Annotated in this window: 26 protein-coding genes; 15 read left to right on the forward strand and 11 right to left on the reverse strand. The window is 62.3% G+C overall.

The features are described from left to right. Positions 1 to 134: 134 nt before the first annotated feature. Entirely contained in the window at positions 135 to 926 is a 792-nt protein-coding gene (locus ACN9MX_RS00775; protein WP_363827996.1) for a slipin family protein, read from the reverse strand. Beyond that, a complete protein-coding gene (locus tag ACN9MX_RS00780) occupies positions 927 to 2,312 on the reverse strand; it encodes an NfeD family protein (RefSeq protein ID WP_363827999.1) in 1,386 nt (461 codons plus the stop codon). A 200-nt stretch (positions 2,313 to 2,512) separates the two neighbouring features. Between ACN9MX_RS00780 and ACN9MX_RS00785 the strand changes: the two genes are divergently transcribed. After that, complete coding sequence (locus ACN9MX_RS00785) at positions 2,513 to 3,694, forward strand: indoleamine 2,3-dioxygenase (RefSeq protein WP_363828002.1); 1,182 nt, start codon at positions 2,513 to 2,515, stop codon at positions 3,692 to 3,694. Between the two features lie 387 nt (positions 3,695 to 4,081). On the opposite strand, the gene ACN9MX_RS00790 is transcribed toward ACN9MX_RS00785, so the two are convergent. Both ACN9MX_RS00790 and ACN9MX_RS00795 read right to left on the reverse strand, forming a co-directional pair. After that, positions 4,082 to 4,615: a hypothetical protein gene (locus ACN9MX_RS00790; RefSeq protein WP_363828005.1), complete on the reverse strand. Its 534-nt coding sequence runs from the start codon at positions 4,613 to 4,615 to the stop codon at positions 4,082 to 4,084. 127 nt (positions 4,616 to 4,742) lie between these two features. Then, positions 4,743 to 5,282, reverse strand: coding sequence for a hypothetical protein (locus ACN9MX_RS00795; RefSeq protein WP_363828007.1), 540 nt, complete (start codon positions 5,280 to 5,282; stop codon positions 4,743 to 4,745). Positions 5,283 to 5,834: 552 nt separating this feature from the next. Between ACN9MX_RS00795 and ACN9MX_RS00800 the strand changes: the two genes are divergently transcribed. Further along, the gene (locus ACN9MX_RS00800) at positions 5,835 to 6,395 is read left to right on the forward strand and encodes an FCD domain-containing protein (RefSeq protein WP_363828010.1); all 561 of its coding nucleotides are present in this window, start codon (positions 5,835 to 5,837) and stop codon (positions 6,393 to 6,395) included. 105 nt (positions 6,396 to 6,500) lie between these two features. On the opposite strand, the gene ACN9MX_RS00805 is transcribed toward ACN9MX_RS00800, so the two are convergent. Beyond that, positions 6,501 to 6,734 (reverse strand): hypothetical protein, encoded by a 234-nt coding sequence (locus ACN9MX_RS00805; RefSeq protein ID WP_363828013.1) that lies wholly within the window; start codon positions 6,732 to 6,734, stop codon positions 6,501 to 6,503. Further along, positions 6,724 to 8,031 carry an oxygen-independent coproporphyrinogen III oxidase gene (hemN, locus tag ACN9MX_RS00810; protein ID WP_363828016.1) on the reverse strand — a complete coding sequence of 436 codons (1,308 nt, stop codon included), beginning with the start codon at positions 8,029 to 8,031 and terminating at the stop codon, positions 6,724 to 6,726. Before hemN ends, ACN9MX_RS00805 begins: the two co-directional genes overlap by 11 nt. A 132-nt stretch (positions 8,032 to 8,163) precedes the next feature. Here hemN and ACN9MX_RS00815 point away from each other — a divergent pair, with 132 nt between their 5' ends. Further along, the gene (locus ACN9MX_RS00815; RefSeq protein ID WP_363735554.1) at positions 8,164 to 8,826 is read left to right on the forward strand and encodes an OmpW/AlkL family protein; all 663 of its coding nucleotides are present in this window, start codon (positions 8,164 to 8,166) and stop codon (positions 8,824 to 8,826) included. Positions 8,827 to 8,829: 3 nt separating this feature from the next. Here ACN9MX_RS00815 and ACN9MX_RS00820 read toward each other — a convergent pair whose 3' ends face one another. Beyond that, on the reverse strand, positions 8,830 to 9,192 hold the full coding sequence (locus ACN9MX_RS00820; RefSeq protein WP_363735553.1) for a hypothetical protein: 363 nt from the start codon (positions 9,190 to 9,192) through the stop codon (positions 8,830 to 8,832). 145 nt (positions 9,193 to 9,337) lie between these two features. On the opposite strand from ACN9MX_RS00820, the gene ACN9MX_RS00825 reads away from it, so the two are divergent. The 9 genes from ACN9MX_RS00825 to ccoS all read left to right on the forward strand — a co-directional run bounded on the left by ACN9MX_RS00825 (position 9,338) and on the right by ccoS (position 18,144). Next, positions 9,338 to 10,105 carry a Crp/Fnr family transcriptional regulator gene (locus ACN9MX_RS00825; RefSeq protein ID WP_363828019.1) on the forward strand — a complete coding sequence of 256 codons (768 nt, stop codon included), beginning with the start codon at positions 9,338 to 9,340 and terminating at the stop codon, positions 10,103 to 10,105. 272 nt (positions 10,106 to 10,377) lie between these two features. Next, on the forward strand, positions 10,378 to 12,036 hold the full coding sequence (ccoN, locus tag ACN9MX_RS00830) for a cytochrome-c oxidase, cbb3-type subunit I (protein ID WP_363828022.1): 1,659 nt from the start codon (positions 10,378 to 10,380) through the stop codon (positions 12,034 to 12,036). Between the two features lie 12 nt (positions 12,037 to 12,048). Then, positions 12,049 to 12,795, forward strand: a complete 747-nt coding sequence (ccoO, locus tag ACN9MX_RS00835; RefSeq protein ID WP_363735549.1) for a cytochrome-c oxidase, cbb3-type subunit II — start codon at positions 12,049 to 12,051, stop codon at positions 12,793 to 12,795. After that, positions 12,792 to 12,962, forward strand: a complete 171-nt coding sequence (locus ACN9MX_RS00840) for a cbb3-type cytochrome c oxidase subunit 3 (protein WP_363735548.1) — start codon at positions 12,792 to 12,794, stop codon at positions 12,960 to 12,962. The genes ccoO and ACN9MX_RS00840 overlap by 4 nt, the downstream gene beginning before the upstream one ends. Then, positions 12,955 to 13,878: a cytochrome-c oxidase, cbb3-type subunit III gene (ccoP, locus tag ACN9MX_RS00845; RefSeq protein ID WP_363828024.1), complete on the forward strand. Its 924-nt coding sequence runs from the start codon at positions 12,955 to 12,957 to the stop codon at positions 13,876 to 13,878. Before ACN9MX_RS00840 ends, ccoP begins: the two co-directional genes overlap by 8 nt. Positions 13,879 to 13,995: 117 nt before the next feature. Continuing rightward, positions 13,996 to 15,426, forward strand: a complete 1,431-nt coding sequence (ccoG, locus tag ACN9MX_RS00850) for a cytochrome c oxidase accessory protein CcoG (protein WP_363828027.1) — start codon at positions 13,996 to 13,998, stop codon at positions 15,424 to 15,426. A 2-nt stretch (positions 15,427 to 15,428) separates the two neighbouring features. After that, positions 15,429 to 15,875, forward strand: coding sequence for a FixH family protein (locus ACN9MX_RS00855; RefSeq protein ID WP_363828030.1), 447 nt, complete (start codon positions 15,429 to 15,431; stop codon positions 15,873 to 15,875). After that, positions 15,875 to 18,007: a heavy metal translocating P-type ATPase gene (locus ACN9MX_RS00860; RefSeq protein ID WP_363828033.1), complete on the forward strand. Its 2,133-nt coding sequence runs from the start codon at positions 15,875 to 15,877 to the stop codon at positions 18,005 to 18,007. Before ACN9MX_RS00855 ends, ACN9MX_RS00860 begins: the two co-directional genes overlap by 1 nt. Continuing rightward, positions 18,004 to 18,144 (forward strand): cbb3-type cytochrome oxidase assembly protein CcoS, encoded by a 141-nt coding sequence (gene ccoS / locus ACN9MX_RS00865; RefSeq protein ID WP_133654545.1) that lies wholly within the window; start codon positions 18,004 to 18,006, stop codon positions 18,142 to 18,144. Before ACN9MX_RS00860 ends, ccoS begins: the two co-directional genes overlap by 4 nt. A gap of 76 nt (positions 18,145 to 18,220) precedes the next feature. On the opposite strand, the gene ACN9MX_RS00870 is transcribed toward ccoS, so the two are convergent. Continuing rightward, on the reverse strand, positions 18,221 to 18,604 hold the full coding sequence (locus ACN9MX_RS00870; protein ID WP_363828038.1) for a group II truncated hemoglobin: 384 nt from the start codon (positions 18,602 to 18,604) through the stop codon (positions 18,221 to 18,223). A gap of 283 nt (positions 18,605 to 18,887) precedes the next feature. Further along, on the reverse strand, positions 18,888 to 19,208 hold the full coding sequence (locus ACN9MX_RS00875; RefSeq protein ID WP_363828084.1) for a dienelactone hydrolase family protein: 321 nt from the start codon (positions 19,206 to 19,208) through the stop codon (positions 18,888 to 18,890). Between ACN9MX_RS00875 and ACN9MX_RS00880 the strand changes: the two genes are divergently transcribed. The 3 genes from ACN9MX_RS00880 to ACN9MX_RS00890 all read left to right on the forward strand — a co-directional run bounded on the left by ACN9MX_RS00880 (position 19,194) and on the right by ACN9MX_RS00890 (position 21,114). After that, complete coding sequence (locus ACN9MX_RS00880; RefSeq protein ID WP_363828041.1) at positions 19,194 to 19,370, forward strand: hypothetical protein; 177 nt, start codon at positions 19,194 to 19,196, stop codon at positions 19,368 to 19,370. The genes ACN9MX_RS00875 and ACN9MX_RS00880 overlap by 15 nt on opposite strands. 207 nt (positions 19,371 to 19,577) lie before the next feature. Further along, positions 19,578 to 20,342: a cytochrome b/b6 domain-containing protein gene (locus tag ACN9MX_RS00885; protein ID WP_363828044.1), complete on the forward strand. Its 765-nt coding sequence runs from the start codon at positions 19,578 to 19,580 to the stop codon at positions 20,340 to 20,342. A gap of 1 nt (position 20,343) precedes the next feature. Next, on the forward strand, positions 20,344 to 21,114 hold the full coding sequence (locus ACN9MX_RS00890) for a molybdopterin-dependent oxidoreductase (protein WP_363828047.1): 771 nt from the start codon (positions 20,344 to 20,346) through the stop codon (positions 21,112 to 21,114). Between the two features lie 143 nt (positions 21,115 to 21,257). Here the strand turns inward: ACN9MX_RS00890 and ACN9MX_RS00895 are convergent, their stop codons facing one another. Both ACN9MX_RS00895 and ACN9MX_RS00900 read right to left on the reverse strand, forming a co-directional pair. Further along, on the reverse strand, positions 21,258 to 21,704 hold the full coding sequence (locus ACN9MX_RS00895) for an NfeD family protein (RefSeq protein WP_363828050.1): 447 nt from the start codon (positions 21,702 to 21,704) through the stop codon (positions 21,258 to 21,260). After that, positions 21,701 to 22,669: an SPFH domain-containing protein gene (locus ACN9MX_RS00900; RefSeq protein WP_363828052.1), complete on the reverse strand. Its 969-nt coding sequence runs from the start codon at positions 22,667 to 22,669 to the stop codon at positions 21,701 to 21,703. Before ACN9MX_RS00900 ends, ACN9MX_RS00895 begins: the two co-directional genes overlap by 4 nt. Between the last annotated feature and the right edge of the window lie 79 nt (positions 22,670 to 22,748).

The raw sequence follows: 22,748 nt of genomic DNA on the forward strand, positions 1-22,748 counted from the left end.
TCGATTGCATCGGGTTCCCATTTTGAGAGCAAAATTCGCGAGTGCTTGTAGGCGCCACACAGAATGTTAGTGCATCTGGACGAGATAATCGACGATAGGACAATATGGCAGTAGCTGCGGGGTCATTAGCCTCTCTAGCGCTCATTGTGGCGGCTGGATCTGCCAATTTCAGAATTGGGCGCGTCCTTAAGCCATTGAACGAATTCTATGGGAAATGGAAAAACAATGGTCGAGTTCTTGTCACCGGCGATGAAGTTGAGCGAACCGAGATAGCGTAACTGCATCGCTTCCGGCCGTTGCCCAAGGATGGTGGCCGCCTCCAGCAGTTGCTGCGCGGCCTGGCGTTCGCCTTCGGCATTGATGATCTTGGCTCGTCGCTCGCGCTCCGCTTCGGCCTGCCGTGCAATGGCGCGGATCATGGTTTCGGTGATATCGACCTGCTTGATCTCGACATTGGCGACCTTGATGCCCCAGGCCGCGATCTGGCTGTCGAGAATTTCCTGAACGTCATTGTTGAGCTTGTCCCGTTCGGCGAGCATCTCGTCGAGCTCATGCTTACCGAGGACCGATCGCAAGGTCGTCTGGGCAAGCTGGCTTGTGGCGGTGAGGAAGTCCTCCACCTGGATGATCGCGCGTTCCGGGTCGATGATGCGAAAGTAGATCACGGCGTTGACCCGAACCGAAACATTGTCGCGGGAAATCACGTCCTGCGGGGGTACGTCGAGCACAGTCATGCGCAGATCGGTGCGGACCATCTGCTGGATGAATGGTATGAGGAGGATCAGCCCCGGTCCCTTGATGCCGGTAAAGCGGCCCAGCGTGAATATGACGCCGCGCTCATATTCGCGCAGTATCCGTATCGCTGCCGACAGGAACAGCAACAGCACAATGATCGGCGGGAGATAGAAGGCGAGATCCGTGAGCATTTAAACCTCCTTGGCCGCGTCGCTGGTCACTTCGACCGTGAGCCCCGCAATTCTGACGATCCGGACCAGTTGGCCCTGAGAGAACGCCTCCTGGCCGGCCGCTGCCCAACGCTCGCCATGGACGAACACATGGCCCTTGCCGCCGCTCCAATCCTGTACGACGCCGATGGCGCCGGTCATCTCTTCCGCGCCGCTTACGATCCTGCGTTTTCGCGCGCGCAGCGCCGTGCGGACAACCAGAAGGACGAAAGCGGCAGTCGCCAGGGACAGTCCCGCGATCAACGGCCAGGAGATGCGAAAAGCCGGTGTGTCGGTGTCGATTAGCATCGCCGCGCCGAGCGCAAAGGCCACGCATCCGCCAATGCCCAGAACGCCGTGGGAAAAGAGATAGCCTTCCGCAACCACCAGGCCGATACCAAGGACAATCAGGGCAACACCCGCAAAATTCACCGGCAGGGCGGCGAAGGCGTAAAGTCCGGTGAGCAGGCAGATTGCGCCCAGCGTTCCGGGCAGGAAGGACCCCGGATTCATGAATTCGAAGACCAATCCGTAAACGCCTAGGGTCATCAGGATCAGCGCGACGTTGGGATCGGTGATCGTCGCCAGCAGTCGCGTTCGCCAGTCCGGTGCGATCTCCTCGATAGTGCGGTGGGCGACGTCGATCTTCACGGCACCAGCGCTGACCTTGACGATCCTGCCATCCAGCTTGCGCAGCAGGTCGGCTACATCTCGTGCCTCCATATCGATGACATGCGTGCTCAAGGCGGTCGAAGCCGGAAGGCTGGCGGCTTCGCGGACGGCCTTTTCCGCCCAGCTGGCATTACGGCCGCGAAGCTCCGCCAGGGACCTGATGAAGGCAGCGGCGTCGTTGACCGTCTTTGTTTCCATGGGATTGGGAGGGTTGTTCTTTTGATCGTTGTCCCCTGCCGGCGCAATGCCGCCGATATGAACGGGGGTGGCGGCACCCATGTTGGTGCCGGGCGCCATCGCCGCAACATGGCTGGCATAGAGGATGAACGTCCCGGCGCTCGCTGCCCTCGCTCCGCTAGGGGAGACGTAGGAAGCGACGGGAACGGGCGAGGCGAGAATCGCCCGGATGATGAGGCGCATGGATGTGTCAAGGCCGCCGGGCGTATCCATTCTCAGGATGACAAGCGGCGCCTTGCGCGCGGCAGCGGTCCGGAGACCCTTGCGGACATAATCGGCCGTCGCCGGGCCCACCACGCCGTCGAGATTGAGGATGATGACAGGCGCAGGCGCAGGCGCAGCGGCGCCCGATGGCCCGGATTGCGTGACGCAAAGGCACAGCAGGATGACGCTGCCCAATTGGGCAAGAAGGCGGCTGATGCCGCACCGGAAGAGGATCGTCCAATGCCTCACGGGCATTCCACCTTACCATCCCTTCGCCAATGGCTTGATGCCTGGCGAGACGGCAGGTTTTCCTTATAGCACGAACCCGCGGCGAAAGCAGCGGGATCGATCGGTGAGGCGGAGGCGGAGGCGGTGCTGCTGCCCGCCATGGCCCTTGTCTTGTCCCATTTCGTGCCCAGATAGGGTGTGGGCCGCCGAACGGAGGGAGGCAGTCTATGACGCCGAGCCTCGACATCGCCGATCACGCCATCAGCAGACAGCGCGGCTTCTTGTGTGCCTATGATATGGCTGACGTTTCGCTGTCAGGCGATCTGGCTCCGATTGCCGAAGCGGCGCATGATCTGCCACGCCTGTTGCCCACCGGCCGCATCCGGTCTCATCTTGAGCAACTTCCCCTGCTGGAACTGACGTCCTTCTGCGCGGACGCGCCGGAACATCAGATCCGCACCGCCTTCGTGCGCTATGCCTTTCTGGTTCAGGCTTATGTGTGGGGCGAAGAGGTGGCCCCCGCCTCGCTTCCCGCGCCGCTGGCGGTGCCCATATGGGCGCTCGCCCGGCGGCTCGAACAGAAGCCACTGCTCACTTATTCGGCCTATGTGTTGGACAATTGGGACCGGCTGGACCGATCAGGCCCCATCGCGTTGGGCAATCTTTATATGGTCCAGCATTTTCTTGGCGGCCAGGACGAAGCGTGGTTCGTGATGGTTCATGTCGCGATCGAGGCGCGTGCAGGCGCGATGCTTGCAGAAATCCCCGCTCTCATGGAAGCGGTGGCCCAGGGCGATGCAGGAGCGGCTGAGCGCGGCCTGACAATGATCAGTGCGGGCTGGGATGATATCAACAGGATATTCGATCGCATGCCGGAGCGGTGCGATCCATACATCTACTTCCATCGTGTCCGGCCCTATATTCACGGCTGGCAAGACAATCCGGCCCTTGGCGGCGGCCTGATCTATGAGGGCGTTGCCGAAGCTGGCGGCGTGCCGCAGCTGTTTCGCGGCCAGACGGGAGCCCAAAGTTCGATCGTGCCTGCCATGGACGCCCTGCTCGGCATTCAGCATGCGCAGGATCCGCTTCGCTCTTTCCTGGACGAATTGCACGCCTATCGCCCGCCGCTGCACCGCGCCTTCATCGATCGTGTGCGAAAGGCGAGTGGGCTGCGTGATTTTGTCGCCGCGTCAGAGCGGCCCGATCTGCGCGAAGCCTATAACCGCTGCGTTGCTGGTCTCGGCCGTTTCCGTACCCGCCACCTCGAATATGCAGCAAGCTATATCCACCGGCAGGCGAAAGACGCCTTGGGCAACAGTAGCGCGGTGGGGACTGGAGGCACGCCATTCATGGCATATCTACGGAAGCATCGAGATGAAACGCAGCGGCACTTTTTGAAGAACGTATGAAGCTCAAAATAGTGGAGAAGTTCTGCTCATTGGGCATCTGTCGGATGGCTGAGAAAAGAATAACTTGGTTGGAGCGAGTGCATGGCCAAAAATAGTGCGGGTCGCCGCAGCGGCGAGCACCCTCTTCCGCAGTCGATAAGATCTGGCACGTAGAATGGAAAAACCGGACAGTCCGGCCCTAGAAATAAAAAAAAGGGCAGCTGAATGGCAAAAAAGGGTCGAAGGTGGCAGCGATGGGCCACTTTTCGCCGTTCGGAGGCTCATTCTCATTTCCAGGAAGCGGTCATTCCTCCAGGGATGAGCAGTCGATCTGACAGCGGAAAAGCTGCCGGTCGGCCGCCGACCAATTTCCGTCATTAGTGTCCTGTTCGCGCGCCCCGAAAGCGGTCAGTTGCTCATGCTTTGTATTTCATATGCCTCAAGCAGCGGCCACAAAATCTCTGCGTTTATACCCTGTTGTTCGACCGCATTTCGAAGAGCATAAAATTCGTCATCGGTCTTTATCCGGCCCCGGCGAACCACCCGCTGCACGACCTTCGAAAAGCGCGCTCTCACCTCGGTCAGCGTTGGTAAGCCCTTCTCCGAAAGCTCGCTGTTGCACTTCGCCACATCGGGAGCAGCCCAATCATCCGTGTATTCCACCATATCCCCTATTGCCATGCCGAGGCCACTTCTTGCCTTGGCAGGGGACTTTGCCGCCATCAGATCAAGCACGGCGATTGGGTGGATTTCAGGATTTAGCAGTTCAGCAGCGAAAACCTTCGGCACCATATGGCCCAACCAAGATCGCATGCATTCATATTCGGTAGCTTCAATCCGCATAAATCCCACGCTGACAACATTGAGGAGCCAAGACAACAGGCAGCTATTACGGTGCCACATATGGAAATCGGCCAGTCCGCTGTCCACCCGCATCGTCATTCCAGCCCTGCGAATCGCCTCGCGTCACCGGTAACCTGCCGGTCCGGTTCGCTTTGGGGAAGCGGCCGGCGGCACGCGACCATTCTCGGTCATCCAAGGTTGGCTGTACGCTCGCTCTAAGCGGTTATCAGACAATCTGTCCGGTCGGAGACATTCTTGGGATGTGAAGGGTAGGATCGGGGTCTTGTCGCCAGCGCAGCAGAAAGTCCCATGCGAACCGGTCATGAGGATGGGCAAGCCAACCGAGAGGTTCGCGGTTGCGGCGATATTGGTCAATGAGGTCATCCAGCCGCGAAGGAAGCTGGTCTAGCTGATCCATTACTAACCCGGCCCACAAATCGGCGGGCACGGGAGTGTCGATTAGCGATCTGAACTCGCCAAGCACGCTATCGTTGGCGATATTGTAGCCAACGAAGCAACCTTGGAAAATGCCGCTTTCTTGGTTGGGCTTGTGCTGCTCAAGCCACGTCCGAAGCTCCGGGATTTCAATCCCGAGGATACCCGAGAGGAGAAAACCCCAAGGTCGCCTATATGCGAGGGGTTGGAAGAACCGGATCACCTCCGCATCAGGCAACGACCAAACCTTCTGGCCTACTAGCCTCCGCTCGACAAAACCCTGAGCGCGAAAAGCCACGTCTGTTAAGGCTCGAAACTCACGGATGTTCATACCCGACCTGACTCCATTGTTTGGACCAGATAGCATGGCTGGAAAGGTCAGCTATCCTCAAAGTCGAGCCTGAAACCCGACTGTCGGAAAACCACCCATTAGCGTCGTTCTGGCGTTGGATTGCATGCGGATACAAACCGGACCGGCAGCACTGGCGCGACCCGCCACGCCTTTGACCCGGCCAAATCGCCGGGATGGGTGGAGAGCGGGACCGCCGCTTTTGGATAGGATCGCGCGAAAGCGGACTGACCTATTTACTCAGCGTCGAGGCGGCCTCGCTAACGATTTCCGCCTCCAAGTCTTCTGTATTCGTATTGGGGTAGGCCTCCGTCCTCCACCGCCCATCGAGATAATGCCGACCTACCGGCTTGCTCAGAAATCCGACAATTTCGGCGAGTTCGGCTTCCGTGAATTCCCAGTTGAGGTGATCTTCATAAGCCTGCTGATAAATGACCCGTCGCTTTGCATATGCGGCTTTGAGCGCCTCGGAGCGGATTTTAAATCCTTCGCCGAGTAGTTCTGTCAGGTTTTCGCCCGATTTGGCTTTCCACAGTGGGCCGCCGGACCCTGCGCAAGCGGTTCAACACGGCCAGCAGCCCCGTTCGGGAAGCGCTCAACCGGCTTCTTTCAGAAGGCTTCGTCGCGCTCGAGGAGCAGAAGGGCTTTCGTGTCGCGCCGGTGAGCGCCGAGGAGCTGAAGGAACTCGTCAAGACGCGCTGCTGGATCGATGGCCTGGCCATTCGTGAATCGATCGATCGGTTCGACCTGGCATGGGAGGAGAATCTCATACTCGCGCTCCATCATCTGTCGCGAACCCATCGCGGGGAGACGGGCCAGGGCGAAAGTTCCGAATGGGAAAGCCGGCACAAGGACTTCCACCTTGCTCTCATCGGCGGGTGCGGCAGCCGGTGGATCAAGCGGATCAGCGGCCAGTTGTTCGACGCCGCGGAACGCTACCGTCTTCTCGCGCTGGAGCAGGTCCTGGAACGCAATGAGCTGCAGGAACATCGGGATCTGGTCGATGCATGCATCAATCGCGACGCCGATCGCGCGATCACCCTGCTCCAGCATCACTACACCCAGACCTTCGAAGCGATTACGAACACGCCCTGAACGGCTGAAAGGATGCGGATGGCGGGAGGCATCGGCGCCGCTGATCCGATCTGCGCACGGCCTCATATTGGCTCCTCTGCCTGCGCCGGTAGAACAACTCCCTTGTCAGTCGGCCAGCCGTTTCGCCCGCTTCCCTAAGGGACGACTGCGTCCGCCGATCAACGCGTGACAGGCGCTGATGTTTCTATCCTGGTCCTGTCGCCTGTGCTGCCCCGGCGGCGTCCAGCCGAGGGGAGCAATGCCGCAGAAATAGGACGAGCGCACGGCATAATAGGGCACTTGCCCGGCCGAGAGATTGGCGAAGGCGAGGGCGGCGAGCGCAGCCGCGCTATACCGCATGGCTGAACCGCATTTCCGCCGGCCGTAGATAGCTGTCGAAGGCGGCGGCAATGCTGCGGGCATAGGGGAGGGCGTCGGGCGTCAGTCGCACATCGGCTCCATCTACCCTGACAAGGCCCAGCCGTTCGAAGCGCTTCAGGTCTGGCATTGGCGTGATTGCGTCTACATGCGCTTCGCCGTGGCAGAGGATCGCCTCTATGATCCGGCCGCGACGGCGATCATCAGCGGTGCACAGCGTGCCGCGCGTGGCGGTCAGCGAGCCACGTTCCACGCGTTCGCGCCAGGGCCCCGCCTGCTTTTCATTCTGGACGATGAGGTCCGGGAACTGGCTGATCGCGCTGGCGCCAAGACCCAGGAGGATTTCGGCGGGATCATCGGTGAAGCCCTGGAAATTGCGGCGAAGACGGCCCTCGCGGGCAGCGCGGGCGGTGCTGTCGTCCGGCAAGGCGAAATGATCGAAGCCGATCGCATCATAGCCAGCTTCGGTGAGGAGGCGATGACCCTGCGCCGCCATCTCGAAGCGGGTGGCGAGATCGGGCAGGGCACGGCCGTCTATGCGGCGCTGGCGCGGCAAGAGCTGGGGCATATGGGCGTAGCCGAACAGGGCGATGCGGGCGGGCCGCATCGTGATGCTGGCCTCCAGCGTCGCCGCAAGATCATCGAGGCTCTGGCCCGGCAGGCCGTACATGAGGTCGAAGCCAGTCGCGATTCCGGCCGACCGAAGCTGATCTGCGGTCCTTTCCACCATGTCCAGCGGCTGGATGCGGCCGATGGCGGACTGAACATGCGGGGTGAAGGTCTGCACGCCAAGGTTGACGCGGCCGATCCCCATCGCCGCCATGGTGGCGATCCATTGTATATCGAGGCGCCGCGGGTCGAGTTCGACGGAAATCTCCGGCTGATGCGCATCAAAACAGAGAAGCAGCTGTTGGAGCAGGCGGACGAAATCGACGAGTGGCAGCGAATTGGGACTGCCGCCGCCAAATGCGATGCGCGCCACCCGGCCACGTCCGCGCAGATGTGCCGCGACAAGGGCGATCTCCCGCTCCAGGGCCTCGACATAAGCGGTCAGGCGGTGCGCGCGGTTCGCCGCGCCGGTGTTGCAGCCGCAATACCAGCATATGTCGTGGCAATAGGGGATGTGGACATAGAGGGAGAGGGGAGCGTTCGCATCGACCCCATCGAGCCGGGCGGCAAGATCCGCCGCGCCCACTTCAGTCGTGAACTGAGCGGCAGTCGGATAGCTGGTGTAGCGCGGCACCGGCTGGGCCAGCAGGTCGGGGTGATAGGTCCACATGGCAGAGCGGATCGCATGGACTGCCCCCTGACACATTGAGGCAGGTCAAATTGCTGGTTGCGCAGGATCAATGCCGCATGCCGTCCGCCGGGGCAGAGCAGGGCCACCGACAACAGGGACGGAGACAATCTGATGACCATCAAGACTATCCTGCTGGGCGCGGCCGCCGTTGGCGCTGCGATTTCGGCACCAGTTCAGGCCGCGCAGGGCGATGTGCTGGTGCGGGTGCGCGGCATCATGGTCGCGCCCAACGAACGCAGTGGAAGCGTGCTGCCCGGCTTCCCTGGCGAGAAGGTCAAGGTCGACAACAGCGTGATGCCGGAGGTCGACCTGACCTATATGGCGAGCGACCATATCGGGTTTGAACTGATCGCCGCGACCACCAAGCATAGCGCCAGCGGGCGTAGCGGCACGACGGGCGCGATCGGCCGTCTCGCTTCGACCTGGGTGCTGCCGCCGACGCTGACGGCGCAATATCATTTCCTGCCCGATGGCAAGGTCCGGCCCTATGTCGGCGCGGGCGTCAACTATACGCTGTTCTACAATGAAAAGGCATCCGATGCGTTGAAAGGCGCGGTGGGCCCGACCAGGGTTCATATGTCGGATAGCTTCGGCTGGGCGGCGCAGGCCGGGGTCGACCTGGACCTGACGGACAAGATCTTCCTCAACCTCGACGTCAAATATATCGACATGGATACGACGGCGCGGCTGTCCACCACGGCGGCGGGTGTGCAGACGGTGCGCGTGCACCTTGACCCGCTGGTGTTCGGCGTCGGCATCGGCATGAAGCTCTGAACTTCAGGCCGCGGCGAGTGCCTTCACGATGAAGGGCAGGCGCTCGCCATCTGGCTCTGTCAGGGTCAGATAGCTGCCGGGCTTGATGCTGTGCGCGTCGAGACGAAAGAGGATTTCGTCATCCTCTTCCCCCGGCTGGTAGGACAGCGCCCAACCGTCGGCCGTTCGCAGCAGGCATCCATGCCGGTCGGGTTCATTGGGCCAGAAGCGGCGTACCGTCGCCAATTCGGGATGGTGGCGATATTCCTGCTCATCGATCAGCCCGTCACCGCCAAGCGGCAGGCGCATCACATAGCTGCGCGCCGCCGATCCATTGGGGAAATCGGCGGTCCGGGCAAGTTCGAGGCGTATGGTTGTCCATGTCATGCCATCCAGATCGGATCTTTCTGCTCGCAAGAATATAAGGACTATTCCGGACCGTGGTGGCCGGCGCGGTTCAATGTGCTGACGGATAGGGCCCTAGGGACAATTACGGATAGGTCCGGAACCCGCACGGCGGCATGCAGCGGGCATGGATATGCAATTTGATCTGGCGCAAAAGGCGTCTGGCGGGCCCGAGATGGCGGCGATGATGACTCCGGTCTCCGGAGGCTGCGCGGCTGGTTATTGCGATCGGTGCGAGGTGCGCGATCAGGCGATCTGCGCCGACCTTGATCCGGAGGAGCGGGCGGCGCTCAACCGGATCGGCCGGCGCGTGACGGTGCAGGCCGGGCAGACGGTGATGTGGGAGGGCGACGACAGCATGGTCGTCGCCAATGTGATCGAAGGCACGTTGAAGCTCGCGACATCGACAGGCGACGGACGCGAGCAGATCGTCGGCGTGGTCTATGCGTCGGATTTCATCGGGCGACCCTTTGGCGCGCGGACGCCGCATAGCGTCACGGCGCTGACCGATGCGCGGCTGTGCCTTTACCCACGCGGCGCTTTCGATGGCTTTGCGCGCCGGCACCCGCAATTGGAGCATCGGCTGCTGCAGCGGACCTTGGACGATCTTGACCGGACACGCGGCTGGATGCTGTTGCTCGGGCGCAAGAATGCGCGGGAGAAGGTTGCATCCTTCTTGCTGGACATGAGCCGGCGGCTGCGCGCGGACCCGAGCGGCGCGATCGACCTGCCTCTGTCGCGCCAGCAGATCGCGGATATTTTGGGGCTGACGATAGAGACGGTCTCGCGCCAGTTCAGCGACATGAAGCGGCTGGGCGTGATCGCGCTCGCCGGGCGGCGGGGCGTCCGGATCTGTGCTGCCGATCGGCTGGAGAGCATGGCCGAGGGGGAGTGAACCCCGGTTTTAGAGCGCCTGTGACGTCAAGCCGTTCTGCCGTCTTCCGTCCGCTTCGAGCAAGGTCGAGAAACGGTTAGCCCTGTCAGCGTTTCTCAAGCTGGTGCCGGCTTTCTCCAGGGCGGGTGGACCCAGGCCCTGGGGAAGGGGTGGCGACAGTCCGTCTACGGACATTCCCCTACATACCTGCCGCCCCGCCTTTGACAGAGGTTGGTTCACGAAGACGGGCCCTGCGGAAGGGCGCCGCAGACAAGTTTTCGCGGGGGGATCCGATGGATCAACTATTATTGAAATCGGGCGGCTGGTTCGCGCTGGCCGTCATCGCCTTTCTGGCGTCGCTGATGGCCGTGGACAACGGATTTGCCGTCCATATGGGCATTGCCTGCGCGGCGGCGCTGCTGATGGCGGTGGTGACGATCGGCGGCGCCGATTACGCAAGCATCGCGCGTGGTCTGGTGAAGATGCCCAGCGATCAGGGGAAATATGATGACGATCCGATCCGCTGGGGCGTGATCGCGACCGTATTCTGGGGATTGGCGGGGTTTCTCGCGGGGCTCTACATCGCCTTGCAGCTCGCCTTTCCCGCCCTGAACCTTGGCATCGAATATACGAGCTTCGGGCGATTGCGGCCGCTGCATACTTCAGCCGTGATCTTTGCCTTTGGCGGCAACGCGCTGATCGCGACCAGCTTCTATGTGGTGCAGCGCACCTGTCGGGCGCGGCTTGCCTTCCCCTCGCTCGCGCGGTTCGTGTTCTGGGGATATCAATTGTTCATCGTGCTGGCCGCCACCGGCTATGTCATGGGTATTACCGAAGGACGCGAATATGCCGAGCCGGAATGGTATGTCGATATCTGGCTGACGATCGTCTGGGTCGCTTACCTGATCGTCTTTGGCGGCACGATCCTGCGCCGCAGCGAGCCGCATATCTATGTGGCGAACTGGTTTTACTTGAGTTTCATCCTGACGATCGCAATGCTGCACATCGTCAACAACCTGTCGATGCCGATCAGCCTGCTTGGTTCCAAGAGCTACAGTGCTTTCGCGGGGGTGCAGGATGCGCTGACGCAATGGTGGTACGGGCATAATGCGGTCGGTTTCTTCCTGACCGCCGGTTTCCTGGCCATGATGTATTATTTCGTGCCCAAGCAGGCGGAACGGCCGGTCTACAGCTATCGGCTATCCATTATCCACTTCTGGTCTCTGATCTTCCTCTATATTTGGGCAGGTCCGCACCATCTTCATTACACGGCCCTGCCCGATTGGGCGCAGACCCTGGGCATGGTGTTTTCGGTCATGCTGTGGATGCCGAGCTGGGGCGGGATGATCAATGGCCTGATGACGCTGAACGGCGCGTGGGACCGCATCCGCACCGATCCGATCATCCGCATGATGGTGATGGCGCTGGCCTTCTACGGCATGAGCACCTTCGAAGGGCCTATGATGTCGGTGAAGGCCGTGAACAGCCTGTCGCACTATACCGACTGGACGATCGGCCATGTCCATTCGGGCGCGCTGGGGTGGAACGGCCTCATCACCTTCGCCTGCCTCTATTATCTGACGCCGCGTCTGTGGAAGCGGGACCGGCTTTACAGCCTGCGCCTCGTCAACTGGCACTTCTGGCTCGCGACGCTGGGCATCGTCCTCTACGCTTCGTCAATGTGGGTGGCGGGCATCATGCAGGGGCTGATGTGGCGCGAATATGGCAGCGACGGCTACCTCGTCTATGCCTTTTCCGAAGTCGTGAGCGCCATGTTCCCGATGTATCTGATCCGCGCGGCGGGAGGCCTCATGTACCTCGCCGGGGCGATCATCATGGCCTGGAATATCGGCAAGACCATCGCGGGCAGCCCACTGCGCGCGGAGAAGCCGATGAGTGACGTGGCTTATGATCCGGCGGTGGATCGGCCGCTTGTTGCCCAGCCGGCTTAAGGACCAAAAGACATGACGAGCAAGACCAAGAGCAAGTTCTGGGATCATGGCAGACTGGAGCGCAACGTCTCTTTGCTGGGCATCGCGTCTCTGATCGTAGTCGCCATCGGCGGAATTGTAGAGATCGCGCCGCTATTCTGGATCGACAACACGATCGAGAAGGTAGACGGGATGCGCCCTTATACGCCATTGGAATTGACAGGGCGGAACATCTACATCCGCGAAGGCTGCTATAATTGTCACAGCCAGATGGTCCGTCCCTTCCGGGATGAGACGGAACGCTATGGCCATTACAGCCTGGCGGCCGAGAGCATGTACGACCATCCCTTCCAATGGGGTTCCAAGCGCACCGGGCCGGACCTGGCCCGCGTGGGCGGCAAATATTCCGATGAGTGGCATGTCCAGCATCTGAAGGACCCGCGCGCGGTGGTGCCGGAGTCGATCATGCCGGGCTATGCATTCCTGGCCGAGCGGGAATTGAAGCCAGCGGACATGCGCAAGGACCTGACCGCGCTGACCGACGTCGGCGTGCCCTACAGCAAGGATGACATCGTCAAGGCCAATGACGACCTGAAGGCGCAGGCCGATCCCGACGCCGACGCCAAGGACATGATCAAGCGCTATCCCAAGGCGCAGGCGCGCGATTTCGATGGTGACCCCGGCAAGGTGACGGAGATGGATGCACTGGTCGCCTATCTCCAGATGCTGGGCACGCTGGTCGATGTGGAAAGCGCCAGGCCGCAGGAGGTCGAACGATGAGCTACGACGCCTTGCGGCATTTCGCCGACAGCTGGGGACTGGTCTTCATGGGGGCGAGCTATGCCGTGCTGATCGGCTGGCATTTCCGGCCCAAGGGACGCGAGCATAGCAGGGAAGCCGCGCTCGCCATTTTCGAGACTGATCATGCGGAGGCCGATCATGGCTGATGACAAGCGGATCGACGCCGCCACCGGCACGGAAATAAAGCATCATGAATGGGACGGCATCCAGGAACTGGACACGCCCCTGCCGCGATGGTGGCTGTGGACATTCTATGCGACGATCCTGTTCGCGATTGGCTATGTGATCGCCTATCCGGCGTTGCCAATGCTGCATCGGGCGACCGCCGGCGTTCTGGGCTGGTCCAGCCGGGGCGCACTGGACAAGGAACTGGCGGCGCGGGAAGCGCAGATCGCGCCGGTGCGGCAGGCGATCGCCGACACGTCCATAGAGGTGCTGCCGACGCGGCCGCAGCTGATGCAGGCGGCAGTGGAAGGCGGGCGCGCGGCCTTTCGCGTGCATTGCGTGCAATGCCACGGATCGGGCGCGGCGGGGTCGAAGGGCTATCCCAACCTGAATGACGACGACTGGTTGTGGGGCGGTGATCTTCCCATGATCGAGAAGACCATCACGGATGGCGTCCGCAATCCCGACCATGCCACGACCCGCCAGTCGCTGATGCCAGCCTTCGGCAAGGACCAGTTGCTGACGGCGGCACAGGTCGATGACGTGGTTGCGCATGTGCGAGTGATCAGCGGGCAGGACCGCCCCGGCCCTGCGTCACAGCGTGGGGCCAAGGTCTTCGCCGACAATTGCGCGGTGTGCCATGGTCCGGCGGGGAAGGGGACTCGCAAGGTCGGTGCGCCGAACCTGACGGACGCGATCTGGCTCTATGGCGGTGACGCGGACACCATCCATGAAACCGTGTGGAACAGCCGCCATGGCGTGATGCCGCGCTGGGACGACAAGCTGGACAAGGCGACGATCCGGATGCTGGCGGTCTATGTGCACAGCCTGGGTGGCGGCGAGACCGCACCGGTGAAGGTTGCTGCGGATAAGGTGCAGGGCGATGCCGGACGATAGCAGGCGACGCCTCTTCGTCACCCCGGACTTGATGCGGGGTTCCGCTGCCTTTGATGATGGGTGCGAAGGAGAAGCGGGATCCGGGACCAAGCCTGGGACGGCGGCCGGGACGCGGTCATGCTGACGTCCGGCTCGCCGTCGCTCTACGAAAAGCGCCAGGGCGTCTATCCCAAGGCCGTGGATGGGTTTTACCGCCGTCTTAAGTGGGCGATCATGGCGGTGACGCTCGGCATTTACTGGGTGACGCCGTGGCTGCGGTGGGATCGTGGCTCCTATGCACCCGATCAGGCGGTGCTGGTCGACCTCGCCCATCGGCGTTTCTACATGTTCTCGATCGAGATCTGGCCTCATGAATTTTATTATGTGGCAGGGTTGCTCATCATGGCGGGGATCGGCCTGTTTCTCGTCACCTCCGCCGTGGGCCGCGCCTGGTGCGGCTATGCCTGCCCGCAGACAGTGTGGACCGATCTGTACCAGCATGTCGAACGCTTCATCGATGGCGACCGCAATGCGCAGTTGAAGCTGGCAAAGGCGCCGTGGAGCCTGGCCAAGCTGGCCCGGCGGCTTGTCAAATGGTCCGTGTGGCTGGCGATTGCATTCATTACCGGGGGTGCATGGATTTTCTACTTCGCCGATGCGCCGACTTTGCAGCAGCAGTTCTGGAGCGGCACGGCAGCGCCGGTCGCCTACGGGACAGTAGCGGTGCTGACCGCCACCACCTTCATCCTGGGCGGCTTCATGCGCGAGCAGGTGTGCATCTATATGTGCCCATGGCCGCGTATCCAGACGGCGATGCTCGATGAAAAATCGCTGGTCGTCACCTACAAGGCCTGGCGCGGCGAGCAGCGCGGCAGCCTGAAGAAGGCGCAGGCGCATCCCGGCGAATTTGGCGACTGCATCGATTGCAACCAGTGCGTCGCGGTCTGCCCCACCGGCATCGACATTCGCGAAGGGCCGCAGATCGGCTGTATCACCTGTGCCCTGTGCATCGATGCGTGCGACAAGGTGATGACGCAGGTCGGCCGCCCGCGCGGCCTGATCGATTATTGCACGGAAGAGGATGCGGAGGCGGAGAAGAAGGGTGAGCCGCCCCGGTCGGTGCTGAGGACCCTGTTCCGCCCGCGCACCATCGCCTATTTCGCGATCTGGGCGAGCATTGGCGCGGCGATGCTGTTCGCGCTGGGTGCGCGCACGCGGCTGGACATCAGCGCGCAGCAGGATCGCAACCCGATTTTCGTGCGCCTGTCGGACGGCGCGATCCGCAACGCCTATACGGTGAAGCTGCGCAATATGGAAACGCGCCGGCGCGACGTGGAAGTGCGCGTAGCTGGTCTGCCCGGCGCGAAAATCTGGACCGACGCCGGATCGCGGGCAAAGGCGAGCGACGCCGTGCGTGCGGCCGTCGCTGCCGACAGCGTGACGAAGCTGCGCCTCTTCCTGATCCTGCCTGCCGCAGGTCCGGCGCGGCAGGATTTCCGTTTCACCGTACGCGCTCTCGACCGTGAAGGCGGCGGCGACAGCGAAGATGCTCGTTTCGAAAGGCCATGAACATGAAGCACGCCCGTCCATTCACCGGCTGGTACATGACCGCGATACTCGTCGCCGGCTTTTCCGTCGTTATCGCCGTGAACATGCTGATGGCGACGATCGCGGTGCGGTCCTTCGGCGGGGTAGTGGTGGAGAACAGCTATGTCGCCAGCCAGAAGTTCAATGGCTGGCTGGCGCAGGCGCGCGCGCAGGAGAAGCTGGGTTGGCGCGACCGGGTGGAGCTGGACGCCGCGCGCCATGTGCGGATGGAGCTGAACGTGCGCGGTGCGCAGATGCAGGCGGTGGCGCAACATCCGCTGGGACGCGCGCCGGATATCATGTTGCGCCTGCGTGAGGCCGCACCGGGACTTTATGTGAGCGACCACGCCTTGCCCGCCGGGCGGTGGCAGTTGCGCTTCGACATTCGCCACGGCGGCGGGGAAGAACATCTGCTGCGGGAGATCGACTGATGGCAAGCCAGCCTGCTCTTGTTGAGGCCCCTCCGGTTGAAGCGAAGGAAAGCCTGTTCGCGGTGCCCGGCATTCACTGCGCCGGGTGCATCTCGAAGATCGAGAATGGCTTGCCGCAGACCCCCGGCATCCGCTCCGCGCGCGTGAACATGAGCGCAAAGCGGGTCGCGATCAGCCACGATCCCGCGCTGACTCCGCCGGAACTGAAGGCAGCCATCGTCGCGCTGGGTTTCGATGCGGAGCCGCTTGCCGATCCGGGCCAGGACGTCGCGGCCGCAGAGGCCAGGGCGCTCGTCCGCGCGCTCGCCGTGGCGGGCTTCGCGGCGATGAACATCATGCTGCTGTCGGTGTCCATCTGGTCCGGGGCCGAAGGGGCCACGCGGACGATGTTCCATTGGCTTTCGGCGCTGATCGCATTGCCGGCCGTTGCTTATGCGGGTCGTCCCTTCTTCCGTTCGGCTTGGGCGGCATTGCGGCAGGGGCGGACGAACATGGACGTGCCAATCAGCATCGGCGTTCTGCTGACGACCGCCATGAGCCTGTTCGAAACCCTAAGGGGCGGCGAACATGCCTGGTTCGACGGAGCGGTGATGCTGCTCTTCTTCCTGTTGGCGGGGCGCTGCCTCGACAGCATGATGCGGGCGCGCGCACGCGCTGGCGTGGCGGCGTTGCTGAAGCAGACGGCGCCGGGGGCGTTGGTGCTGGACGCAGGCGGCCGCAGCGGGTGGACGGCGGCGAGTGCGCTGCGTCCAGGCATGCGCATGATCGTCGCGGCGGGTGAGAGGCTGGCCGCGGATGGGCGCGTGGTCGAGGGAGAAAGCGGCATCGACCTCGCTTTCCTGACCGGCGAAAGCGCACCCGTCCGCGTGCGCGCCGGCGACGTTGTGCAGGCGGGGGCGATGAATGTCGAAGGGCCAATCACGGTGGAGGTGACGGCGGCCGGGGCCGACACGGTGATCGCCGACATCGCGCGCCTGATGGAGGAAGCGGGGCAGGGGAAGTCCCGCCATGTCCAGATCGCAGACCGGGCCGCGCGCTATTATGCGCCCTGCGTCCATCTGCTTGCCGCGCTGTCCTTTGCGGGGTGGATGATTGCGGGTGCGGGCGCGCATCAGGCGCTGCTGATCGCGGTGGCCGTCCTGCTGATCACCTGTCCTTGCGCGCTGGGCCTTGCCGTGCCAGCGGCGCAGATCGTCGCATGCGGCGCGCTGATGCGGCGCGGCGTACTGGTGAAGGACGGCTCGGCGCTGGAGCGGCTGGCGGAGGTGAGTGAAGCGCTGTTCGACAAGACCGGAACGTTGACGCTTGGCCGCCCGGTGCCGCAAGGGCTCGACCGCCTGGGGCGTGAGGATCAATCGATCCTGCTGGCGCTGGCAAGGGTCTCTCGTCATCCATTGAGCGACGCCCTGCGGCAGGGGTTGGAGGCTCGGCAAGTCGCTCCGGCATCCCTCGACCGGATTCGCGAAATTCCGGGTGAGGGCGTCTTCGCCGATCATGATGGCGTGGCGGTGTCGCTGGCCCGGCCACGCAGCGTCGTCAGCCTGTTCGGCCTTGCGAGCGAATATCGGTCCGGGGAACGTGCGGTGCTGCTGCACTTCACCGACGCCCTGCGCCCGGATGCGGTCGAAACGCTGAGAGAGCTGCGCTCCATCGGCCTCAAGACGCTGATCGCCAGCGGGGATCGTCCCGAAGCGCTCGAAGAGATCGCCCGCGCAACGGGCACGACTGCGGTCGGCCATCTGCGCCCGGCGGACAAGCTGGCGCTGGTCGGGCGATTACAGGCGCGAGGCGAAAAGGTGCTGATGGTGGGCGACGGACTGAATGATGGTCCGGCGCTGGCGGCGGGCCATGCCAGCATGGCTCCGGCCTCTGCCAGCGATGCGAGCCAGTTGACGGCCGATGCCGTGTTCCTGGGCGACAGGCTGGCGCCCGTGGCTGTGACGGTTCGGGCGGCGCGCCGGACGATTGCCGTGGTGAAGCAGAATTTCGCGCTGGCGATCGGCTATAATGTGCTGGCGGTGCCGCTGGCCGTGGCGGGCAAGGTCACGCCGCTGGTCGCCGCGATCGCCATGTCGACATCCTCGCTGATCGTGATCGCCAATGCGCTGCGTTTGAAGGGAGCCGCGAAATGACGGGTCTTGGGCTGTTGATCCCGATCGCATTATTCCTCGGGCTGCTCGGCCTCGCCGCCTTTTTCTGGGCGCTGCGGGATGGGCAGTTCGATGACAGCGAAGGCGCCGCGGCGCGGATATTGATCGACGAGGAATAGGGAAGCGCCCGATGGGAAATCGGACGGGTCAACCGGACAGGTCAAATCGGGTGGGCTCGCCAGCGTGGCGGATATGTCATGCGCGAACCATGGCGGAGGCCATTGCGCCCAGCGCCGTGTTGATGCGCGACGCGGTTTGTATTTCGACGCCGCAATCTTCCATCGCCTGCCGCATGGCCGACGTCCATTGATCGGCGACAGCGGCATTGATCGGGAAGCCGGCGTGCAGCGACATCATGCATTTGCCGGGGTTGGCCGCGAACCAATCCGTGTCTCCGCCCAGCCATCCGCAAAGGAAGCCGCTGAGCGAGGTTCGCATGGGCGCAAGATCCTGGGCGTGCATCGCGCGCAGATCGCTGTAGGCGGGGCTGCTGTCCATCAGATCATAGAAGCGGTCGACGATGCCGTGAACGCCGTCACGCCCGCCGACCGCAAGAAAGGGCGACTGTCCGGTACTCAATTGCCCCGACCGCGCAGCGCGTCCTGGAGGCTGAGCCCGCCCAGCACCAGCATGAACATGAGCATCAGGGTAGCGACCATATGCGGGAAATATTGGCTGATTAAATGATCCATTGCGCGTCTCCTTTGCAGAGACGATAGCCTCGCTTCGATGCCGGCAAATTGACGCCCGTCAAAATCCAGAGGCAGATTCCTTGATGACGAGGTGTCCGCGATGCCATGGCGCATCAGGCGCGAAGTCCGGGCAATTCGACATGGAGGCGGAACTGGGCCCTGGCCCGTTCTCATTCACCGTCCTGAAGGACGCCTATCTCACGCAGAAAGGACAGTGCGACTTGCCATGAATTACTATCGGCGGTCGCGTCATAATTAACGTGAGAGATATTCAGAGCATCCGCTTCCGGATTGGTGAAGCTATGTCCTGCTCGGCCAAAAATCATGCAACGCCAATCGACACCAGCAGCGTTCATTTCGTCTTCAAAGGCTCTGCGCTGTTCAGCCGGTGTGATCTCGTCGAGACCCCCGAGAAACATCAGGACTGGCGCATTGATTCTTGCTGATTCCGCCGGTCGTGTTTTCGCAAGCCCAGGATGAAACCCGATCAGCGCGGCGAGCGAAAATCAATTCGTTTGAAAATTGAAAGCTGTGGCTGGGCGGCGTGGACAAATTCCGCAGCGGTGACCGCGGCATTGCCGGTCCCGGATTTGCGCCCCGGAGGCTTGATGAAAATTTCGTTCGAAACGGCATTCATGAAAAAATATCGCTGATCGTCGCGATATGGATGATATATCGATTTATCTTGCGGTGGCAGGTACAGCCCGATAACAACTGTGACAGCCCGGCCCGTCGGTATCCGTGGACGACAAGGAGGGGAATGCTGCCAGCAGCGACCTGCGTCATGTCAGCGCGCAGGATATGAAGGAAGTCCAGCAATATGGACAATTCTCGATAGCTTTCTCACCTTGGGAGGTTGGATGACAGGGGGAATCGAAGCCGAGGCGAATGCCGGGTCGCGTGGCCACCGATTGTGGGTGCGGCTGACACATTGGTTGATCGCTGCTGCGGTTCTGACGCTGATCTATTCCGGGGTCACCATTTTGATGGCGCATCCGCGCTTCTATTGGGGCGATGTCGGCAATGATCTCATCCAGCCGCTGTTCGAGGTGCCGCTCGGCCCCAATTATCACAATATCCGCTACTCTGCCGCGACGCCCTTTTTCGCCTCGCCCGACGGGCCGGTGACTGCCGACCTGCTAATGGCGCCGTGGAACCAGAATTCCTGGGCGCGCAGCCTGCATTTCCTGGCCGCATGGTGCTTTTTGGCAGGGCTGTTCGCCTATCTCTGCTTTGCCTTTATCACCGGCCATGTCCGTCGCGTCTTGTGGCCGCGCCGGGATGAACTTGGGCGGCAGAACCTGTGGCGGGATGTCCGGGCGCACTTGCGTCTGCCGATGCCCGCAGCCGAACCGGGTCCACCCTACGCCATCCTGCAGAAGTTGGCTTATACGGCGGTGGTGCTGGTCGCCCTGCCGCTGATGTTCCTGACCGGAATCACCATGTCTCCCGCCATAACGGCGAACTATCCGATCTTGCTCGCTATTTTCGGCGGTGCGCAATCGGCTCGCACAATCCATTTCTTCACCTTCGCATTCCTTGCGATCTTCCTGCTCATCCACCTCGTGATGATCCTCCTGACCGGACCGCTGCGGCAAGTGCGCGGAATGATTTTGGGAAAGTGACATGACCGACAGGCCCCTCCAACTCTCGCGCCGCGCACTTATTGGAGGCATCGCCTCCAGCGGCGGTCTGCTGCTCTCCGGTTGCAGTGACCAGCAGCCGCCGACCTATGGCAATATTTTGAGGATGGGAGACAATCTGACCTATAACGCCCAGCGTCTCCTGCTGTCGCGGAGCGCGCTGGTGACCGAATATGACCGGTTGCAGATCAGTTCGATGCCGGCGATCGGTACGATCGACCCTGCGCGCCCGGATGTGGGTCTGCATGATCCAAAAGGCGGCGAAGCCTATGCTGCGCTTCGACACGGCGATTTCGCCGACTGGCGACTCAAGGTCGAAGGCAGCGTGAACAATCCCAGAAGTTTTTCACTTGCCGAACTCAAGAAAATGCAATCGCGGACGCAGATCACGCGGCATACATGCGAACAAGGCTGGACGGCGATAGCAGAATGGACCGGCGTGCCGCTGCGTTCGGTGCTCGCGGCGGTGGGTGTCCGCCCCTCTGCGCGCTTCGTCCAGTTCTACACTTTTGACCTGATGGCGGACGGGATCGACATGGTCGATGCGCTTCACCCGCAAACGATCCTTGCCTATGGGATGAACGGGCGAGAACTGCCGATCGGCCATGGCGCACCGCTGCGCCTGAGGATTGAACGGCAGATGGGCTTCAAGAGCCTGAAGTTCCTGCGACGGATCGTCGTCACCGACAAGTTCGACGACCTGGGTCGCGCTGGGACGATCCAGAACGGCTGGTCATGGTATAATGGCATTTAACAGGGGTTCCTCACAGCCCAGATGCCGTATCGTCTCGTGGCGTCGCCGAGGTCGCTGACGGCTTGATCATCCATTACCTGTGGGAGCAGGGTCGCCAGATGCCGGGGCACTGCTCCCCCGTCCCGATCTACCGAGCAGTCCCGTTACGCCGGTTCGACCGTCAGCACCGACGCTCTGGCGCCTGTCACCCTGACGATGGCGCCGGCCGGCGCATCCGGCCCGCTGCAGGACCAGACGCTGTCCCCCACCTTGACCCGGCCGTGGCCATTGTTGATCGCTTCGACCACGGTGACGACCTCTCCCACCAGCCGGGCGGTTCGGTCGTTGAGAAGCGGATCCTGCGAGTCCACGGGATTGGCGGTGTACCAGCGCCGTCCGCCCCAGACCGACAGCAGGCACAGCCCCGCAAACAGCAGCAATTGCAAAGGCACCGAGATCGGCAGCACGAGGGCGACGAGGCCCGTCGCCGCAGCGGCCAGTGCGACCCAGATCAGGAATATCCCCGGTATCGCCACCTCGCCCATGCCGAGCAGCGCGGCGAAGACGAGCCAGCCCCAATGATCGTCCAGCATGGCGAGCCAGCCGGTCATGCCGGCCCCTGTCCAAACGGCCCGCGGCGGGGCGGGGCAAGGGGTGGCGGCGCTGTCGGCTCACCCAGTGCTTCCTTCGCCAGCGCGCCTATGCCGCCCAAAGTGCCGATCAATTGTGTCGCCTCGACCGGGAAGAGGATGGTCTTGGCGTTGGGAGAGGTGGCGAACTGGCTCACCGCTTCCACATATTTCTGGGCGATGAAATAGTTGATCGCCTGCGCATTGCCGCTGGCAATGGCCTCGGACACCATCTGTGTCGCCTTTGCTTCGGCCTCCGCCTCGCGTTCGCGCGCTTCGGCATCGCGAAAGGCGGCTTCGCGGCGACCCTCGGCCTCCAATATCTGGCTCTGCTTCTGTCCCTCCGCCTTCAGGATTTCCGAAGCGCGCAGGCCTTCCGATTCCAGGATCAGGGCGCGCTTCTCGCGTTCCGCCTTCATCTGGCGGCCCATGGCGTTGACGATGTCGGCGGGCGGGCGGATGTCCTTCAGTTCGACGCGGGTGATCTTGATCCCCCAGGCATTGGTCGCATGGTCGACCACCGAAAGCAGGCGGGCGTTGATCTCATCGCGCTTGGACAGGGTTTCGTCCAGGTCCATCGATCCCATCACCGTGCGCAGGTTGGTGGTCGCAAGCTGCATGATCGCGACATAGAGTTCCGACACCTCATAGGCAGCCTTGGCCGCGTCCAGCACCTGGAAGAAGACCACGCCGTCGACCGACACCATGGCATTGTCCTTGGTGATGATCTCCTGCCCAGGGATGTCGACCACCTGTTCCATCATGTTGATCTTCCGCCCGACGGCATAGAAGAAGGCAGGGTAGAAGTTGAGGCCGGGGCGCGCGACCTCCGTAAAACGGCCGAAGCGTTCGATGGTATATTGATAGCCCTGGCGCACGACCTTGACGCTGACCGCCAGGTAAAACAGCACCAGCAAGGTCACCGTCAGCGCGAATGTCGTCAACATGCCTGCTCCCCCCTGAAATCTGCTTGGACTATGGCGCGAAATCATGAATGGGGGAAGACAAAGTGACAGGAGGTTCCCC

It is taken from the genome of Sphingobium sp. R-21 (assembly GCF_049913335.1).
Classification (GTDB): Bacteria; Pseudomonadota; Alphaproteobacteria; order Sphingomonadales; family Sphingomonadaceae; genus Sphingobium.

What these genes read in the sequence shown, in the direction of transcription:
- ACN9MX_RS00775 (WP_363827996.1), bottom strand. Translation starts at nt 926, where the DNA reads ATGCTCACGGATCTCGCCTTCTATCTCCCGCCGATCATTGTGCTGTTG.
- ACN9MX_RS00780 (WP_363827999.1), bottom strand. Translation starts at nt 2,312, where the DNA reads ATGCCCGTGAGGCATTGGACGATCCTCTTCCGGTGCGGCATCAGCCGC.
- ACN9MX_RS00785 (WP_363828002.1), top strand. Translation starts at nt 2,513, where the DNA reads ATGACGCCGAGCCTCGACATCGCCGATCACGCCATCAGCAGACAGCGC.
- ACN9MX_RS00790 (WP_363828005.1), bottom strand. Translation starts at nt 4,615, where the DNA reads ATGACGATGCGGGTGGACAGCGGACTGGCCGATTTCCATATGTGGCAC.
- ACN9MX_RS00795 (WP_363828007.1), bottom strand. Translation starts at nt 5,282, where the DNA reads ATGAACATCCGTGAGTTTCGAGCCTTAACAGACGTGGCTTTTCGCGCT.
- ACN9MX_RS00805 (WP_363828013.1), bottom strand. Translation starts at nt 6,734, where the DNA reads ATGCGGTATAGCGCGGCTGCGCTCGCCGCCCTCGCCTTCGCCAATCTC.
- hemN (WP_363828016.1), bottom strand. Translation starts at nt 8,031, where the DNA reads ATGTGGACCTATCACCCCGACCTGCTGGCCCAGCCGGTGCCGCGCTAC.
- ACN9MX_RS00815 (WP_363735554.1), top strand. Translation starts at nt 8,164, where the DNA reads ATGACCATCAAGACTATCCTGCTGGGCGCGGCCGCCGTTGGCGCTGCG.
- ACN9MX_RS00820 (WP_363735553.1), bottom strand. Translation starts at nt 9,192, where the DNA reads ATGACATGGACAACCATACGCCTCGAACTTGCCCGGACCGCCGATTTC.
- ACN9MX_RS00825 (WP_363828019.1), top strand. Translation starts at nt 9,338, where the DNA reads ATGGATATGCAATTTGATCTGGCGCAAAAGGCGTCTGGCGGGCCCGAG.
- ccoN (WP_363828022.1), top strand. Translation starts at nt 10,378, where the DNA reads ATGGATCAACTATTATTGAAATCGGGCGGCTGGTTCGCGCTGGCCGTC.
- ccoO (WP_363735549.1), top strand. Translation starts at nt 12,049, where the DNA reads ATGACGAGCAAGACCAAGAGCAAGTTCTGGGATCATGGCAGACTGGAG.
- ACN9MX_RS00840 (WP_363735548.1), top strand. Translation starts at nt 12,792, where the DNA reads ATGAGCTACGACGCCTTGCGGCATTTCGCCGACAGCTGGGGACTGGTC.
- ccoP (WP_363828024.1), top strand. Translation starts at nt 12,955, where the DNA reads ATGGCTGATGACAAGCGGATCGACGCCGCCACCGGCACGGAAATAAAG.
- ccoG (WP_363828027.1), top strand. Translation starts at nt 13,996, where the DNA reads ATGCTGACGTCCGGCTCGCCGTCGCTCTACGAAAAGCGCCAGGGCGTC.
- ACN9MX_RS00855 (WP_363828030.1), top strand. Translation starts at nt 15,429, where the DNA reads ATGAAGCACGCCCGTCCATTCACCGGCTGGTACATGACCGCGATACTC.
- ACN9MX_RS00860 (WP_363828033.1), top strand. Translation starts at nt 15,875, where the DNA reads ATGGCAAGCCAGCCTGCTCTTGTTGAGGCCCCTCCGGTTGAAGCGAAG.
- ccoS (WP_133654545.1), top strand. Translation starts at nt 18,004, where the DNA reads ATGACGGGTCTTGGGCTGTTGATCCCGATCGCATTATTCCTCGGGCTG.
- ACN9MX_RS00880 (WP_363828041.1), top strand. Translation starts at nt 19,194, where the DNA reads ATGAAACCCGATCAGCGCGGCGAGCGAAAATCAATTCGTTTGAAAATT.
- ACN9MX_RS00885 (WP_363828044.1), top strand. Translation starts at nt 19,578, where the DNA reads ATGACAGGGGGAATCGAAGCCGAGGCGAATGCCGGGTCGCGTGGCCAC.
- ACN9MX_RS00890 (WP_363828047.1), top strand. Translation starts at nt 20,344, where the DNA reads ATGACCGACAGGCCCCTCCAACTCTCGCGCCGCGCACTTATTGGAGGC.
- ACN9MX_RS00895 (WP_363828050.1), bottom strand. Translation starts at nt 21,704, where the DNA reads ATGACCGGCTGGCTCGCCATGCTGGACGATCATTGGGGCTGGCTCGTC.
- ACN9MX_RS00900 (WP_363828052.1), bottom strand. Translation starts at nt 22,669, where the DNA reads ATGTTGACGACATTCGCGCTGACGGTGACCTTGCTGGTGCTGTTTTAC.